The sequence below is a fragment of the Leisingera sp. NJS204 genome (assembly GCF_004123675.1).
Lineage (GTDB): Bacteria > Pseudomonadota > Alphaproteobacteria > Rhodobacterales > Rhodobacteraceae > Leisingera.
In genome coordinates, this window is sequence record NZ_CP035417.1 from 883568 (window position 1) to 900389 (window position 16822).

The following is a 16822-nucleotide window of genomic DNA, read 5'->3' on the forward strand; positions in this document are numbered from 1 at the left end:
TCATAGAATGCGCCTCACAGTTGGGCGTGGCGCCGCTGCGCGGCGAAAGGGCCTGCCGAGACGCGCTTGAGGGGCAAATCTGCCCTTCAAACGCCTTGTTCATTTTAAGGTCTGCCATCCCCGCCTCAAGGGTGAACGGCGCTGCGCGCCGCTGCTTTGCGGCCTCTGGCCCGGGGACGGCAGGATTATGCGGCGCCTGCGTCTACCAGCTGGGTGGCGATATCAAGGAACACTTTGGCCTGGGCGCTGTCGGGCTGCGCTGCCACAATCGGGGTGCCGTTGTCGCCGGCCAGGCGCACGTCCAAGTGCAGCGGCACCTCGCCCAGCAGCGGAACGCCCAGCTTCTTGGCCTCCTGCGCCACGCCGCCATGGCCGAAGACATGCTCCTCGTGGCCGCAGTTCGAGCAGATGTGAGTCGACATGTTCTCAATCATGCCCAGCACCGGCACGTTCATCTTGCGGAACATGTCGATGCCTTTGCGGGCGTCGATCAATGCAACGTCCTGCGGGGTGGAGACCACAATGGAGCCGTCTACATGGGTCTTTTGCGCCAGCGTCATCTGCACATCGCCGGTGCCGGGCGGCAGATCGACGATCAGCACGTCCAGCTCGCCCCATTGCACTTGCAGCAGCATCTGCTGCAGCGCGCCCATCAGCATCGGGCCGCGCCAGATCACCGCTTGGTCTTCGCCGGTCATCAGACCCATCGACATCATGGTGACGCCATGGTTGCGTAAGGGAAGGATGGTCTTGCCGTCAGGGCTGGCGGGCCGGCCGCTGACACCCAGCATCTTGGGTTGCGACGGGCCGTAAACATCGGCGTCCAGCAGCCCCACCTTGCGCCCCTGCATCGCCAGCGCGCAGGCGATATTGGCCGAGACTGTGGATTTTCCGACCCCGCCCTTGCCGGAGGCAACTGCCAGGATCCGCGCCACACCCGGAACCTTCTGCGGCGCTGCCGGCTGTTGTGCCTGGGCGGGCTGCTTGGGCTTCAGATCCGGCGGCGCCTTTTGCGAATGGGCGGTCAGCATGGCCGAGACCTTCCCGACCCCCGGCAGCGCAGTCACAGCGGCGTCAGCCTGATCGCGGACCGGACCATAAGCCTCGGACTTGCCGGGGTCGATTTCCAGCACAAAGCGGACGGTGCTGCCCTCGACGGTCACTGCGCGGGCGATGCCAGCGCTGACGATATCACTGCCGCTGACGGGGTCGGCGACAGATTTGAGCGCCTCAAGGACGGTTTCACGGGAGATGGTCACGCCGGTCTTGCTCCTGTAGCTGGTCATGCCTTGCGCCTGTTCTGGCGCAATTCAGCGCGGTATGCCAGCGGTTCGCTGCCCGGAGTTTGATTTGGCGCATCCTGGAGTCAGCTTTTGTGCCAGCTGGCCTTGCCCATCGGGCGGCACGCAGGGCTAGCGGCAGAACGCAGCAGCGCCGCGCGTCAGCGCGGCGCCGGGCCCAACGGGAGGAAGGCACCGGCAGGCGCCGGACGACGGGCGGGAGGCTCCCGTCAACAGGCGTCCGCCGATTGACCCTGTCAGCTGGCCAGGGCGACCTCGGCGGACCTCATCACCTCGCCAATACGGCGGCCGGTGTCCACCATGCGGTTGGAAAAACCCCATTCGTTGTCATACCAGCTGACCACCCGCACCAATCCTTCGGTGGTGACAGCAGTCTGCGCCGCGGCAAAGCAGCTGGAATGCGGATCGTGGTTGAAATCGACAGAGACCAACGGGTCTTCTTCATACGACAGAATGCCCGCAAGCCCGCTCTCGGCAGCTGTCTTCACTGCGGCATTGACGGCTTCCACGGTGGCGGTGCGTTCCGGCACAAAGCTGAGGTCCACGACGGACACATTCGCGGTGGGCACCCGGATTGCCGAACCTTCCAGCCGCCCCTTCAGATGCGGCAGCACCTCGGAGATCGCCCGGGCCGCTCCGGTGGAGGTGGGGATCATCGACAGCGAGGCCGCGCGGGCGCGGTAGAGATCCGAGTGGCTGGTGTCATGGGTCGGCTGGTCGCCGGTATAGGCGTGGATCGTGGTCATGTAGCCGGTCTTGATGCCAAAGGCGCCGTCCAGCACTTGCGCCAGCGGTGCCAGGCAGTTGGTGGTGCAGGAGGCGTTGGAGACGATCACGTCGTCCGCCGTCAGATCCATGTGGTTGACGCCGAAAACCACGGTGCGGTCGGCATCTTTGCCGGGAGCGGAGATCAGCACCCGCTTGGAGCCGTTTTTCAGATGCCGCGCGGCGTCACCGCGGGCCGTGAACAGTCCGGTGCATTCATAGGCGATATCGACATCCTGCCAGGGCAGCTCTTCCGGGTTGCGGATCGCGCTCAGCCGGATGCTGTGGCGGCCCACGCGGATCAGGTCATCGGCCAGAAACACCGGCGTCTTCAGGCGGCCGTGCACGCTGTCGTATTTCAGAAGATGCACCAGGGTCTCGGGCGGCGACAGGTCGTTGATGGCAACAACTTCGATGTCTTTTTCGCCGCTTTCCAGAAGTGCGCGCAGCACCCCGCGGCCAATCCGTCCAAATCCGTTGATTGCGATTTTCAGTGTCATGCCTCACCTCTGGCTGCTGGGCCGGAATGATTCCGGTAACGATAACGGTTGCGGTACCGATAGCGATAACGGTTCTGGAAATCAACCCCCGTGCCGGCAGACCAGCCCTTGCGGCTGCGGACAAAGTGCTTGACCATGGGCAGATGACCAAGAAACTGCTGCTGAAGGACGTGGCCCATCTGGCCGGCGTCAGCGAGATGACCGCCTCCCGTGCCCTGCGCGGTGCCCCGGATGTGTCCGCCAAAACCAAGGCCAAGGTTGAAGAAATCGCCCGCAGCCACGGCTATGTGCCCAATCGGATTGCCGGCTCGCTGTCCTCGCAATCGGTCAATCTGGTGGCGGTGGTGGTGCCGTCGCTGAACAGCTTTGTTTTCCCGGAGGTGCTTTCGGGCATTTCCGCTGTTCTGAAGGACAGCCAGCTGAAGCCGGTGGTCGGGGTGTCGGGGTATGATCTTGAGGAAGAGGAAGGTGTTATCCGCGAAATGCTCAGCTGGCGCCCCTCCGGTTTGATCGTCGCAGGGCTGGAGCATACCGAAACGACACGGCGGATGCTGCAGCAGGCGGATTGCCCGGTGGTCGAGGTTATGGATGTGGACGGCGATCCGGTCCGCCATTGCGTCGGCATTTCGCATCTGCAGGCAGGCCGCGACATGGCAGAGCAGATTCTGGCCTGCGGTTACCGCAAGATCGGCTTTATCGGCACCAAGATGCCGCAGGACTTCCGCGCCCGGAAACGCTTTGACGGTTTCACCGACGGTTTGGCCGCCCAGGGTATCGCTCTGGGTGATATCGAGCATTATGCCGGCGAAAGTGCGATCCAGACCGGCCGCCAGCTGACCGCGCAGATGCTGGCGCGCAACCCGGATCTTGATTGCATCTACTATTCCAGCGACGTGATGAGTGTTGGCGGCTTGATGCATTGCCTGGCCGCAGGCCTATCGGTGCCGGGCGATATTGCGCTGGCCGGCTTCAACAATCTGCAATTCCTGCAGGGCATGCCGCAGCAGCTGGCCACAACGGATGCCTGCCGCCGTGAGATTGGTGAACGTGCCGCGCGGGTCATCCTGCAATCGCGCGAGGCCGGCAGCACGGACAGTCTGGTGTTCGACCGGTTGTGCCCCGCGATTAATCTGGGTGAGACGCTCTAACAGCCTCCCGGCGGCTGAAACCGGCGGCGTTTCCGCGATCCGGGGCTGGGCACGGTTGATTTTGGCGCTTTCCTGTGGCTTTGCGGCCCGCCATGGGGCAGCCTGTAGGCAGCCAGTTCAGTCCAGCCAGCCGGAAAAGGAGCCCAGATGCCCCAGTACAACGACATGTTCGAACTGTCCGTTACAGATATGGAGCTGATAGAGACCGCCCTGCAAGCCACAAGGGACACCCTGTCAGAGGCCCAACCGGCAGCGGGCAGCAGCGAGGACGAAACGCTGCGCCGTGTGCACGAGCTTTTGGGCCGGCTGCACAATCAGAAAATCTTCTACTACCCCAAAGACAAGGTCTACGTCAGCGGCTGACGCTGTAGCGGAACGAAACAGCGCTCCCCGCCGGGCGGAGAGCGCTGAAACCTGGCGAAATGCCGTTGTTTACAATGCTGCCTTGAACAGCTGGGTGAGGTTCTCCTCAGTAAGCTCAATCGGGTTGCCACCGCAGCTGGGGTCGATGATCGCGCCTTTGACCAACTCGGGGATTGCAGCCTCGGTGACGCCCAGATCTGCCAGCTTGCGCGGGATGCCCAGGGAGTCGTTCAGTTCCTGCACAAACGTGCGGAACCCGTCAAAACCGCCCTCGATACCGAGGTAGGCCGACGCCATGGTGAACCGGTCTGCGATTGCAGGCGCGTTGAACTCCAGCACCGCTGGCATGCAGACCGCGTTGGTGGTGCCGTGGTGGGTGTTGAAGTGCGCTCCGATCGGGTGGCTCATGGCGTGAATGGCGCCCAGTCCCTTCATGAAGGCGGTGGCCCCCATCGCCGCGGCGGACATCATCTGGGCGCGCGCCTCGATATCGGTGCCGTCGGCATAGGCGCGCGGCAGGTAGTCCTTGACCAGCCGCATGCCTTCCAGCGCGATGCCCTGGGACATCGGGTGATAATGGGGGCTGCTGAACGCCTCGACGCAATGGGCAAAGGCATCCAGACCGGTGCCTGCGGTGATGAACTTGGGCATGCCCACCGTCAGCTCGGGGTCGCAGATCACTACTGCGGGCAGCACCTTGGGGTGGAAGATGATCTTCTTCTGATGGCTGACACTGTCGGTGATCACGCTGGCGCGGCCCACCTCGGATCCGGTGCCTGCGGTGGTCGGTACCGCGATGATCGGCGCGATGGCATCGGCATCGGCGCGGGTCCACCAGTCGCCGATATCCTCAAAATCCCAGACCGGGCGGGTCTGGCCGGCCATAAAGGCAACCATTTTGCCCAGATCCAGGCCTGAGCCGCCGCCGAATGCGATCACGCCGTCGTGACCGCCCGCCTTATAGGCTTCGACACCGGCCTCCAGGTTCTTCTCATTCGGGTTCGGGTCCACGTCCGAGAACATGCCGCGGCCCAGCCCAGCGGCGTCCATGATGTCCAGGGTGCCTTGGGTGACAGGCAGATCGGCCAGCCCCTTGTCGGTGACCAGCAATGGCTTGGTGATGCCGGCAGCGGCGCAGGCATCACCGAGTTCGTTGATCCGGCCGGCGCCGAATTTGATTGCGGTCGGGTAGGACCAGTTTCCGTTAAGGCTCATATCGTGTTCCTTTGATGCAATGGCCCGCCCCGGGGAGGAGACGCCGGGGCGGGCGGGGCCGTCCGTCAGCCGGTCACCTTTTTCAGGTGATAGGACTTGGGACGGGTCAGATTGTGATAGCCGATGACCGACAGCCCGCCGCCGCGGCCTGTATCCTTGCAGCCGGTCCAGCACAGACCGGGATCCAGGTAATCGGCGCGGTTCATGAACACGGTGCCGGTCTCGATCCGGTCGCCTACCGCCTGCGCCCGCTCCAGATCACGGGTCCAGAGCGATGCGGTGAGACCGAAGTTGCTGTCGTTCATCAGCGCAATGGCCTCGTCGTCCGACTGCACCTTCATGATGCCGGCGACGGGGCCAAAGCTTTCCTCGCGCATCACCCGCATATCGTGGGTCACACCGGTCAGGATCTGCGGCGTCAGGTAGGCGCCGCCGTCATCCTCCGGCAAGGTTTCGATATGGGCCACTGCACCTGCCTCCACGGCCTCGGCGATCTGGCTGCGCACCTCATCAGCAAAGCGCACATTGGCCATTGGCCCGATGGTGGTCTCCGCGTCCAGCGGGTTGCCCAGCTTGTAGCCTTTGACGATGGCAATCGCCTTCTCCAGGAAGGCATCGTAAAGGCTTTCATGCACATAGATCCGCTCGATGCCGCAGCAGCACTGGCCGGAGTTGAACATGGCGCCGTCGATCAGCGTGTCCACCGCCGCATCAAGATCCGCGTCCTCCATCACATAACCCGGATCCTTGCCGCCCAGCTCAGTGCCGACGCCCACAAAGGTGCCTGCCGCCGCACGTTCCATCGCCTGGCCGCCGCCCACCGAGCCGGTGAAGTTCACGAAGTTGAACGCCTTCTCGGCAATCAGCGCCGAAGTGGTGTCATGGTCCAAAAAGACATTCTGGAACACATCCGCGGGCACGCCCGCCGAAGCAAAAGCCTGCGCCATGCGCTCGCCTGCCAGCAGTGTCTGGGTGGCGTGCTTCAGCACTACCGTATTGCCTGCGATCAGGGCAGGGGCCACAGTGTTGATTGCGGTCATATAGGGGTAGTTCCAGGGCGCCACGACAAGCACGACCCCATGCGGGACACGCTTGATATAGCGTTTGAAGGTGGCGTCCTCGCCAACCTCGATATCGGCCAGCGATTCCATAGCGATCTTGGCCATATGCGAGGCACGCTCGTTAAAGCCGCCGAACTCGCCGCCATAACGCACCGGGCGGCCCATCATATGGGCCAGTTCCGGCACAATCTCATCATTCATCGCGCCAACGGCAGCGACGCCTGCCATCACCAGGCCGATCCGCTCCTGCAAGGGGCGTGCGGCCCAGGCGGTTTGGGCCGCGCGGGCGCGTGCCACCGCGTCAAAAGCTGCCTCGCGCGATAGGGTTTCGCGTTCGGCAAAAACCGATCCGTCGATCGGCGAGATGCACTTCAGTGTCTGGCCCATGCCATCAACTCCATTCCAAGGGGCACTGCCGCCCCTGCTTCTTTCTGGTCAAAAATACCCCGGGGGTCAGGGGGCCGGCCCCCTGCCCACCAGCTCCGGATCACGCCCGCTCGAAGCCGCGGGCAATCTCGTAGTCGGTAACCACGCGGTCAAACTCCTCGATCTCCACCTCGGCGGCGCGTACATAATGGTCGACCACATCGTCGCCAAGGGCGGAACGCAGCATCGCCGAGCCTTTCAGCGCCACCGCGGCATCGCGCAGTGTGCCCGGTATCATGCCCGTGTCACCCTGGTAGACATCGCCTTTTAATGGGGGCTGCAGTTCCAGCTCTTCTTCGATCCCGGCAATGCCCGCCGCCAGCATGCCCGCCATCGCCAGATAGGGGTTCATGTCAGAGCCCGGAATGCGGCATTCGACCCGGATCGCCTTGGTCCCGTCGCCGCACAGGCGGTAGCCGGCGGTGCGGTTATCCACCGACCAGATGATCCGTGTCGGCGCAAAGGTGCCCTTCATGAAGCGTTTGTAGCTGTTGATATAAGGCGCCATGAAGGCAGTGTAATCGGGCGCGTATTTCAGCAACCCGCCCATGTAAGCCTTCATCAGCGGCGACATGCCCAGCTCATCCGACGGGTCATGAAACGCGGGCTTGCCGTCCTGCCACAGCGACTGATGCACATGGCTGGAAGAGCCGACCTTATCGTGGCTCCATTTCGGCAGGAAGGTCACCGCATGGCCCTGCTGGTGGGCGATTTCCTTCACAGCGTGTTTGGCGATCGTGTGGTACTCTGCAGTGTCCATAGCCGCGGCGTATTTGATGTTGAGCTCTTCCTGGCCGGTCTCCGCTTCCCCCTTGGAGTTCTCGATCGGCAAGCCCGCGTCCCACAGGTGGTTGCGGATCGGACGCATCACATGCTCTTCACGGGTGGTCTGCAGGATGTTGTAATCCTCGTTGTAGCCCGAGATCGGCGCCAGGTCGCGGAAACCGGACTTACGGATCTCGTCAAAGCTCTTTTCGAACAGGAAAAACTCAAGCTCGGTGGCGCACATGGCGTCATAGCCCATCGCCTTAAGCCGGTTTACTTGGGCTTTCAGAATGGCGCGCGGGGAGTGTGAAACTTCTTCATGCGTGTGGTGATCCAGCACATCGCACAGCACCATCACCGTGCCCTCCAGCCACGGCACCGGGCGCAGGGTCGCCAGATCCGGCTTCATCACATAGTCGCCATAGCCGTTTTCCCAGCTGGTCGAGGCATAGCCATCCGGCGTCGCCATCTCCAGGTCCGTTGCCAGCAAGTAGTTGCAGCAATGGGTCTCTTCCCAGGCTCCGGCAATAAAATGCTTGGCGTGGAAGCGTTTGCCCATCAGCCGCCCTTGCATGTCCACTAGACACACCAGAACCGTGTCGACCAGGCCCGAAGAAACCTGGGATTTCAAATCATCGAAGGAGAGCATGAGCAGCCCTTTGCGTGCTTGGGCCAAAACTTTTCCTCAAAAGTTTTGGCAAATTCCTTGGGTAAGGAATTTGGCCTGCTGCGCGGCAGGCCAAGTTCCGTTTTGTTTGCCCGTCCCTTAGCCGTAGCGGTAGGGGCGGCCCGCCTTTTGCATGTCGGCGTTGTACTTCTTGAAGATCTCGACAACCTTTGCCTTGGTCTCGGACTCGGCCGCGATCTCGTCCCAGAACTTCACTGCGGCGTCTTCGACCTGTGCCCATTCGTCATCCGGAATGGTGGTCAGCTTCATGTCGCTGCCGTTGACGCGCAGGTTGGCTTCACCGCCCCAGTACCACCACTGACGGTAATAATGCGACTGGTCGCAGCAGACGCGGAACAGGGTCTGCAGATCTTCGGGCAGTTCATTCCAGCGGCCCTGGTTGGCAAAGAACGACCCGGCCCAGGCGCCAGAGATGTTGTTGGTCAGGAAGTAGTCGGTGACCTTTGACCAGCCGACAGTGTAATCCTCGGTGATGCCGGACCAGGCGATCCCGTCCAGTTCACCGGTCTGCACCGCGACTTCGATGTCTTCCCAGGGCAGGGTGACCGGCACCACGCCGAACTGCGACAGGAAGCGGCCTGCGGTCGGGAAGGTGAAGACGCGCTTGCCCTTCAGATCCGCCAGCGAGTTGATCGGGTCCTTGGTGGCAAAGTGGCAGGGGTCCCAGGCGCCGGCCGAGATGTGCTTGACGCCGACCTTGGAATATTCCGCGTCCCAGATCTCGTTCAGGCCGTACTGGTTGAACAGCACCGGCACGTCCAGCGAGTAGCGCGAGGCAAAGGGGAAGTAGCCGCCGAACACGGTGACTTCGGTGGGCGAGGCCATCGAGTCGTCATCCGACTGCACCGCGTCGATGGTGCCGCGCTGCATGGCGCGGAACAGCTCGCCGGTGGGGACCAGCTGATCGGCGTAGTACAGCTCAATCTGCATCCGGTCGCCGGCAATCTTGTTGAACATGTCGATGGCGGGTTTGATCACATGCTCACCCAGCGCCGCACCGGCATAGGTCTGCATCCGCCATTTGATGGTGGACTGGGCCAGGGCCGGTGTGGCCAGCGGTGCCGCCATGGCGCCAACGCCGGCGGTCTTCAGAAACTTGCGTCTTGTTGTCATTATACTCACTCCTTGTTGAAATATCCGGTCCCTTGGCGGGACTCTTCCTTGGTTATTTTCCGTAGACATAATCCGGCAGCCACAGGGCGATTTGCGGAAAGATCATGATCAGGGCCAGGGCCAGCACCATCACCGCGGCAAAGGGGATGATCGAGACATAGATGTCCTTCAGCCCGATTTCCGGCGGCGCCATCGCCCGCATCAGGAACAGGTTATAACCGAATGGCGGCGTCATATAGGCGATCTGGGTGGTGATGGTATAAAGCACCCCGTACCAGATCAGATCAAACCCAAGCGCCCCCACCAGCGGCACATAGAGCGGCGCCACGATCACGAGCATTGCGGTGTCATCCAGGAAAGTGCCCATCACGATGAAGCTCAGCTGCATCAGGATCAGGATCATCCAAGGCGACAGCCCCAGCTTGGTGGTGAACAGGTCTTCGATGGCCTTGACCGCGCCGAGGCCGTCAAAGATCGCCCCGAAGGCCAGCGCCGCCAGGATGATCCACATGAACATGCAAGAGATGCCAAGGGTCGAGCGCACCGAAGTCTCAAACACATCCTTGGTCATCCGCCCCTTCAGCACCGCGGCGATAAAGGCGGTCATGGCACCGATGGCCGAGCTTTCCACCAGCGATGTCCAGCCGTTCACAAACGGCACCATCATCGCGGCAAAGATCGCCAGCGGCAGCACGCCGGAGAACAGCAAGCGGTATTTTTCCTTCATGAACACGTCTTTGTAGAACAGCGCGTTCTTGCGGGTCAGGAAGGACAGCGCGCCCAAGGCCAGCGCCACACCAAGCGCGGGTTTGGCCTCCAACGTGCCGGTTTTGATCAGCAGCGGCACCAGCACCAGCGCGCCCAGCACAATGTAGTTCAAGCGCAGCGGGTGGTCAGTGATTTGCTCGTATTCTGCCAGATCCTCGGGGTGCATGGCCGGACCCAGATCGGGCTGCATGCGGGAGCGGACGTAGATGTAGATGATGAACATGGTGGCCATCAGCAGGCCGGGGATCACACCTGCCAGCCACAGCTGGCCCACCGGCTGGCGTGCGATCATCGCATAAAGGACCAGCACCACCGACGGCGGCACCAGGATCCCAAGCGAAGACCCGGCCTGAATGGTGCCTGTCACCAGGATCTTGTCATAGCCGCGGCGCAGCAGTTCCGGCAGCGCAATGGTCGCGCCGATTGCCATGCCGGCGACCGACAGGCCGTTCATCGCCGAAATCAGAACCATCAGACCGATGGTGCCAATCGCCAGACCGCCCTTCACCGGACCCATCCACACGTGAAACATCCGGTAGAGGTCATCGGCGATCTTCGATTCAGACAGCACGTAACCCATGAAAATGAACATCGGCAGCGTCAGCAGCGGATACCATTTCATCAGCTTCATCGCCGCGGAGAAGGGGATCTCCACCCCGCCGGTGCCCCACAGGAGCATGCCCGCAACCGCACCGACAAAGCCGATGGCGCCAAACACCCGCTGGCCGGTCATCAGCATCAGCATCATGCCGGCAAACATGACGATAGCAATCCATTCGTAGGACATCAGATTTCAACTCCGCGCAGGCGTCCGATATCCCGGAACAATTCGGCAAGGCATTGCAGCAGCATCAGAAAGACACCGAAGCAGAGGATGGTTTTGACAGGCCACAGGAAGGGGCGCCAGGCGGTGGAACTGCGCTCGAGATAGCCGAGCTTTTCACCAGCAGCGGCAGGCCCTTCACTCAGCAGCGTCTTCAGCAGGTCCCAGAAGAACTGCACAGGCTCCAGCCCGAAGTATCCCAGCGAATAGGCCGTAGAACTCAGCGCGCCGTACATCAGGATCATCAGGTAGCTGATCAGGAACAGCACAGTGAAAGCATCAACCAGCGCCTTGGTTTTTGTTGACCAGCCGCCGTAAAACAGATCCATCCGCACGTTTGATCCCATCTGGATCGAATATGGCCCGCCCAGAATGTAATAGGCCACCATCACAAACTGCGCCGTCTCCAGCGTCCAGTGCGACGGGTCGAAGAACGTCTTGGAGACCGACGACCACAGTAAAACCCCGATCAGGGCAAAGATCAGATACATGGCGAAGCGGCCGATGAGGCGGTTCATCGCGTCAATGCCGCGGACATAGGCCCGGATTATTCTAGGCACCAAAGCCCCCTTCCGCCGCCAGCGCGGCCAGGGCCGGGCGCAGCAATGTCAGCATTTCTTCTGCCATGGCCTCTTCTTCTTCTGGCGTGGTCACCAGATCATTGCGGATTTCGATCATCACATTGGCCAGCCCGTGTGCCAGCCCGTGGATCTTCAGCGAATGGGTGACGCCATCCGCCGGGCCATAGGGTTCATTCCGTTGCACCCGGCGGTGCGGCAGGGCAGGGGCCGCGGCCAGCATGGCGTCAGCCAGGCGGCTGTCGGCGTCGTGCAGGATGCCGATCTCAACCGTGCGGGCCTCGCCGTAATAAACCGGGGTGAAGCTGTGCATGGTGACCAGAACGGATTGCAGCCCAGCATCCTTGCGGGTCTTGATCAGCTCGGAGACAGCGCTGCAGAACGGTGCATAAACCGTGTCCGCACGCTCCTGCCGCTGCGCGGCTGTCAGGTCTTTGTTGCCGGGCACCTCTACCAGTTCGGATTTCTCCGGCATCGCCGAGGCAGCTTCGGGCGGACGGTTGCAGTCGTAAACCAGCCGCGACACGGTGCTGGCCACCAGCGGTGCATTCAGGGCCTGGGACATATGCAGGGCCACCGCCCGCGCGCCCGGGTCCCAGGCGGCGTGGCTCAGCAGGTCCTCATCCCGCAGTCCCAGCCCGTCATAGCGCACGGGGATGTTGCTGGAGGCGTGCTCGCACAGCAGTAGAACCGGGCTGGTGCCCTCGCGGTTCACCACCTCTACTGTCTCCGCTTGAGCGTGAGAATCGCTCTCTCGCATATGCTGCCCCCCTGCGATTTGGAAAAATCTTTCCATGAAGAGATATTTGTGTCAATATATTTTCATGACCGGTTTCGCACAGAGATTCCTGAAACTTTCTTTTCAGGACGGATCCGGGTAGGAAAGTGTTTGTTCAAAAGCAGGAATGCCCCGTTGACGAAATCGCCAGCCACCGTTCGTGAATTGATCCGAGAGACCTATTCCTCGCTCACCCAGTCCGAACGCAAGTTTGCGAATTTGCTGTTGGAGAATTACCCTGCGGCAGGATTGGCTTCGATCACGATTGTGGCTGCTAATGCTGACGTTTCGACGCCCACAGTGGCGCGGATGGTGCAGAAGCTGGGCTTCAAAGGGTATCCGCAATTCCACCAGGCACTGCTGAAGGAGCTGGAGGCTAAAGTCTCAGGCCCGACCAAGCGGCGGGACAATTGGGCGACCGAGGCACCCGAAGGCCACCTGCTGAACAGATTTGCACAGGCCGTGACCGACAACCTGCAGCAGACGTTTTCCAACATCGACACCGCGCAGTTCGATGCGGCGGTTCATCAGCTGTCAAACACCGAGGGGCGGCTATATGTGGTTGGCGGCCGTATCACCCGGGCGCTGGCGGATTACGCCTTTACCCATTTCCAGGCGATCCGGCAGCGGGTCACGCATATGACGTCATCCTCGGCCACCTGGCCGCACTACGTGCTGGATATGGTCGAGGGTGACACGTTGCTGTTGTTCGATGTGCGCCGTTATGAAACCAACCTGCAGCGCTTGGCCGAACTCGCCTCCGAACGCGGGGTAAAGATTGTTCTGATCACGGATCAATGGGCCAGCCCGATTGCGTCGGTTGCCGAACATACCTTCAACTGCTGGGTCGAGATCCCGTCCGCCTGGGACTCCAACATCTCCACCATGATGCTGTTGGAGGCGATGATCGCCGCCACCCAGGAGGAAAGCTGGGACAAAACCAAGGATCGCTACGACCGTCTGGATGAGCTGTTTGATATGACCCGCCTGTTCCGCAAGTTCTCCTGATCAGAAGACCGGCTGCCGCATGGACATTGACCTCCGGTTGCGCCTTACTGGGCAACAGGCCGGTTTCTTTCAGGCAGGAGTATTCAAATGCGACTAATCGGAATTCTGGCGCTGGCAGCACTTGCTGCAGCACCCGCCGCGGCCAACCCGCTCAGCCGTATTCTGGCCAAGTCAGGGCTGACGCCGCAGGACACCAATATCATGCGCCAGGCCGAACAGTCTCTGCTGGCCGAGGCGCAGGCCGGCACTGGCAATCGGGCTGAATGGACCAATCCGGACAGTGGCGCACATGGCGAGGTCCGGGTGGCCGGCAAAGAGGGTGATTGCCTGCTTTTGCAGCATCAGGCCTTCCTCAAGGACAGTCAGGACCCCAAGCAGGTCCGGCGCAGGTTTTGCCCGTCGGGGACTGACTGGCTGTTGACCCAGTAACCGGGCACACAGCGTAAAACGTTCCATTCAGCGCAAGGGAGATAATATGATGACTGATATTACCCGCAGACACACCGGCCAGCGCATGAGCCAGATCGTGACCCATGGCGATACCATCTATCTGGCAGGCCAGGTCGGAACTGCCGGTGCCAGCGTGGCGCAGCAAACCCAGGATTGCCTGGACAAGATCGACGCGCTGCTGGCCGAGGCCGGCAGCAGCAAGACCCGCATTCTGCAGACGGTGATCTGGCTTGCCGACATGAAGGATTTTGCCGGGATGAACGCAGTTTGGGACGCCTGGGTCCCCGAAGGCCACGCCCCGGCCCGCGCCTGCGGCGAGGCAAAGCTGGCCAGCGAGGATTTTCGGGTCGAATTTATCGTCACCGCTGCCAGGGCCTGACCCCGGCGGCAGTCCAGTTCAGGACCCCTATCGCTCCTGCGCCGCCCGTGCATGCCCAAGGTTGCGCTCAGTGGCCTGAACCGCAGCAATCTGGTGAAACGGGGTAACAATCCTAGCAGTATAGATTGTTCCGTTTTGCCTTCTTTTCCCGCTGCTGCCCGGCGGTAGAGTGATTGGTGCAGGCAGGGGGACGGAGAACGCGGCATGGCAGATCAGTCTCTTTCACACAGGAGCCAAGGCCCAATACCCTGCTGGGGGCGCATGCGCTGATGCAATCACCAGCTTCCAAGCTCACCCTGCGGGGGAGCCGCACATCCGTCGAAGCGGCTGAGGCAGAAGGCCTGATCCGCAAAATTTTCACCAGCCTGGGGTACAGCGTGGATGTCTCGGCGCAAGTAGCGCATCATTTGACCGACACCAGCCTGTGCGGCGTGGAAAGCCACGGCGTCATGCGGGTGCTGGAATATGCCAATCAAACGCGGTCAGGCTATCTGGACCCCAAGGGCACAGCGCGTGCCTTCCGGGACAGCCGCGGTGTGATGCGGGTCGAGGGCGGCGGCGGCATCGGCATCCCGGCGATGCAGCTTGCCTATAAAACCGGCATCGCCGATGCGCTGGAGCGCGGGATTTCGGCGCTTTCCATCCGTCATGCAGGTCACACCGGCCGCCATGGCGCCTTTGCCGACATGGCGGCAGAGCAGGGTTTTCTGACCATCTGCATCGGCGGCGGCAACCGGCAGACCTGGCGCCAGGTGGCGCCCCATGGCGGGGCGCAGGCCAAACTGCCGACCAACCCCTGGTGCGCAGGCATCCCGGGCGGCGCCCTGGGTCCGGTGGTGCTGGACTTTGCGACATCCAAGATTGCGGGCGGCTGGATCTACGCTGCCAAATCCGCGGGCGCTTTGCTGCCGGAGGGCTGCGTGATCGACCGCAATGGCAACCCGACCCGCGATCCCGAAGACTATTTTGCAGGCGGTGCCATCCTGCCTGCCGGCGCGCAAAAGGGCTATGCGCTGGCGCTGGTGGCTGAACTCATCGGCGAGGCGATGCTGGGGCCGTCCACAACCGAATGCAACTGGCTGCTGATCACCCTGGAGGCCACCCGGTTCCGCGACGCGCCGGCCATGCAGGCTGCGGCCGAAGACGTGCTGGCCGATCTGCGCAGCTGCCCGCCTGCGCCGGGATTTGAGCAGGTAGAGATCCCAGGGGAGCGCGAACGCAACCACCGTGCTGCTTCAGAGGGGCGGATCGCGGTGCCACTGGAGACTTGGCGCCAGATCCAGGAGCTGGCCGAAAGCCTGGGGGCGGCATGATCCGATGAACGGCGGTGCTGCAGGGCCTGCCGTTACACCTGGGGTTCACAGCCCGGCAAAAGCCGCCTGGATCAGTCCAGAGCCATTGCCGCCTTGCGGATGGCTGCTGCGGTCTGTTCCAGATCCTCTTCTGTCAGTGCCAGGCTTGGGTAGGTCTTGCCTGGCGACTTGAAGATGCCCTCCGCGCGCAGCACCGCATTGTACCGTCTGGTGCGCTCCGCATTGCCCGCCTGGGTATTGCGGTAGTCCCGGACTTTGCTGTCCGTGAACACAACTTCGAACAGCGCAGGCTCCCCGACGATCCGGAACGGCACCCCGGCCTCTTCCAGCGCCGCACTGGTTGCCTGCATCAGCCGCTTGCCGGAGCCGTTCAGCCGGTCATAGGCGCCCTCGCGGCGCAGCACCTCCATGGTCTTGAGGCCCGCCGCCGCCGCCACCGGATTGCCCGACAGCGTGCCCAGCTGCATCAGCCAGCCCTCGGCGCCGACCTGCGCCTTGTCGAAATGCTGCATGACATCGGCACGGCCAACGATGGCTGCCAGGGGGAAGCCGCCGCCAATCACCTTGCCCAATGCCGCCAGATCCGGCGTCACGCCATACAGCTCCTGCCCGCCGCCGTAGGTGGAGCGGAACCCGGTCACCACTTCGTCAAAAATCAGCAGGCTGCCGTGTTTCCGGGTCTCCTCGCGCAGCAGCTCCAGGAAACCCGGCAGCGGCGGCACGATGCGCTGCAGCGGTTCGGCGATGATCGCCGCAATCTCGTGCCCGTGCTCTGCCATCAGCTGCTTGATGTACTCAAAATCGTTGAACGGCGCCACCAGCACCTCGGCGGCGACCGACGGCGGGATCCCGGCGCTGTCCGGCACTGCCTGCGGAAAGTTCACCCGTACCGAGGGCGCCAGGCTCATCTGCGCCTCTGCCGACATGCCGTGATAGCCGCCCTCGAACTTCACGATCTTGGTGCGCCCGGTGAAGGCCCGCGCCAGACGGATTGCATACATGTCCGCCTCACCGCCGGTGGAGACATAGCGCAGCTGTTCGGCGCAGGGCACGGCACGGCAGATTTCCTCGGCCAGCTCAATGCCGCGGGTGTTGCTGGCAAAGAAGGTCATACCCTTCGGCAGCTGCTCCAGCACCGCCTCCATCACTTCCGGATGGCCATGGCCCAGCATCATCGGACCGGAGCCGATCAGATAGTCGATGTACTCCTTGCCGTCTTCATCCCGCACACGCGCACCCTTGCCCTCGCGGATGACGATACCGGGGTCGAAATTGCCAAATCCGCCCGCGGGCAGCACCGCACGGGCGCGTTCGGTCCATTCAGCCTGGGAGAGGATCTTTTCCATGTCTTCAATTCCTGTTGAGGGCCGGGTTGCCCGA

At 62.3% G+C, this 16822-nt stretch carries 16 protein-coding genes; 6 read left to right on the plus strand and 10 right to left on the minus strand.

The annotated features are described in order from the left end of the window. Window positions 1–185 precede the first annotated feature (185 nt). Both ETW24_RS04475 and gap read right to left on the minus strand, forming a co-directional pair. Entirely contained in the window at window positions 186–1259 is a 1074-nt protein-coding gene (locus ETW24_RS04475) for an Mrp/NBP35 family ATP-binding protein (protein ID WP_129372841.1), read from the minus strand. A gap of 278 nt (window positions 1260–1537) precedes the next feature. Further along, window positions 1538–2566, minus strand: a complete 1029-nt coding sequence (gene gap, locus ETW24_RS04480) for a type I glyceraldehyde-3-phosphate dehydrogenase (RefSeq protein WP_129369945.1) — start codon at window positions 2564–2566, stop codon at window positions 1538–1540. 143 nt (window positions 2567–2709) lie between these two features. On the opposite strand from gap, the gene ETW24_RS04485 reads away from it, so the two are divergent. Further along, window positions 2710–3714 (plus strand): LacI family DNA-binding transcriptional regulator, encoded by a 1005-nt coding sequence (locus ETW24_RS04485; RefSeq protein WP_129369946.1) that lies wholly within the window; start codon window positions 2710–2712, stop codon window positions 3712–3714. A gap of 147 nt (window positions 3715–3861) precedes the next feature. Then, the gene (locus ETW24_RS04490; RefSeq protein ID WP_129369947.1) at window positions 3862–4077 is read left to right on the plus strand and encodes a hypothetical protein; all 216 of its coding nucleotides are present in this window, start codon (window positions 3862–3864) and stop codon (window positions 4075–4077) included. Window positions 4078–4146: 69 nt separating this feature from the next. Here ETW24_RS04490 and ETW24_RS04495 read toward each other — a convergent pair whose 3' ends face one another. The 7 genes from ETW24_RS04495 to ETW24_RS04525 form a co-directional block, all read right to left on the minus strand. Then, window positions 4147–5292 carry an iron-containing alcohol dehydrogenase gene (locus ETW24_RS04495; protein ID WP_129369948.1) on the minus strand — a complete coding sequence of 382 codons (1146 nt, stop codon included), beginning with the start codon at window positions 5290–5292 and terminating at the stop codon, window positions 4147–4149. Between the two features lie 65 nt (window positions 5293–5357). Next, window positions 5358–6740: an aldehyde dehydrogenase family protein gene (locus tag ETW24_RS04500; protein ID WP_129369949.1), complete on the minus strand. Its 1383-nt coding sequence runs from the start codon at window positions 6738–6740 to the stop codon at window positions 5358–5360. Window positions 6741–6840: 100 nt separating this feature from the next. After that, window positions 6841–8193 carry a glutamine synthetase family protein gene (locus ETW24_RS04505; protein WP_129369950.1) on the minus strand — a complete coding sequence of 451 codons (1353 nt, stop codon included), beginning with the start codon at window positions 8191–8193 and terminating at the stop codon, window positions 6841–6843. A 117-nt stretch (window positions 8194–8310) separates the two neighbouring features. Further along, on the minus strand, window positions 8311–9345 hold the full coding sequence (locus tag ETW24_RS04510; RefSeq protein ID WP_129369951.1) for a TRAP transporter substrate-binding protein: 1035 nt from the start codon (window positions 9343–9345) through the stop codon (window positions 8311–8313). A 52-nt stretch (window positions 9346–9397) separates the two neighbouring features. Then, window positions 9398–10900, minus strand: coding sequence for a TRAP transporter large permease (locus tag ETW24_RS04515; RefSeq protein WP_129369952.1), 1503 nt, complete (start codon window positions 10898–10900; stop codon window positions 9398–9400). Next, on the minus strand, window positions 10900–11496 hold the full coding sequence (locus ETW24_RS04520; protein WP_129369953.1) for a TRAP transporter small permease subunit: 597 nt from the start codon (window positions 11494–11496) through the stop codon (window positions 10900–10902). The genes ETW24_RS04515 and ETW24_RS04520 overlap by 1 nt, the downstream gene beginning before the upstream one ends. Beyond that, window positions 11489–12274 carry an N-formylglutamate amidohydrolase gene (locus ETW24_RS04525; RefSeq protein WP_129369954.1) on the minus strand — a complete coding sequence of 262 codons (786 nt, stop codon included), beginning with the start codon at window positions 12272–12274 and terminating at the stop codon, window positions 11489–11491. The genes ETW24_RS04520 and ETW24_RS04525 overlap by 8 nt, the downstream gene beginning before the upstream one ends. Before the next feature lie 153 nt (window positions 12275–12427). Between ETW24_RS04525 and ETW24_RS04530 the strand changes: the two genes are divergently transcribed. The 4 genes from ETW24_RS04530 to ETW24_RS04545 all read left to right on the plus strand — a co-directional run bounded on the left by ETW24_RS04530 (window position 12428) and on the right by ETW24_RS04545 (window position 15442). After that, on the plus strand, window positions 12428–13300 hold the full coding sequence (locus ETW24_RS04530) for a MurR/RpiR family transcriptional regulator (RefSeq protein ID WP_129369955.1): 873 nt from the start codon (window positions 12428–12430) through the stop codon (window positions 13298–13300). Window positions 13301–13387: 87 nt separating this feature from the next. Then, on the plus strand, window positions 13388–13729 hold the full coding sequence (locus ETW24_RS04535) for a hypothetical protein (protein WP_129369956.1): 342 nt from the start codon (window positions 13388–13390) through the stop codon (window positions 13727–13729). A gap of 49 nt (window positions 13730–13778) precedes the next feature. Further along, window positions 13779–14129: a RidA family protein gene (locus ETW24_RS04540; protein ID WP_129369957.1), complete on the plus strand. Its 351-nt coding sequence runs from the start codon at window positions 13779–13781 to the stop codon at window positions 14127–14129. Between the two features lie 269 nt (window positions 14130–14398). Next, window positions 14399–15442, plus strand: a complete 1044-nt coding sequence (locus tag ETW24_RS04545) for an Ldh family oxidoreductase (protein ID WP_129369958.1) — start codon at window positions 14399–14401, stop codon at window positions 15440–15442. 71 nt (window positions 15443–15513) lie between these two features. Here the strand turns inward: ETW24_RS04545 and ETW24_RS04550 are convergent, their stop codons facing one another. Then, the gene (locus ETW24_RS04550) at window positions 15514–16788 is read right to left on the minus strand and encodes an aspartate aminotransferase family protein (RefSeq protein ID WP_129369959.1); all 1275 of its coding nucleotides are present in this window, start codon (window positions 16786–16788) and stop codon (window positions 15514–15516) included. Window positions 16789–16822: the final 34 nt, after the last annotated feature.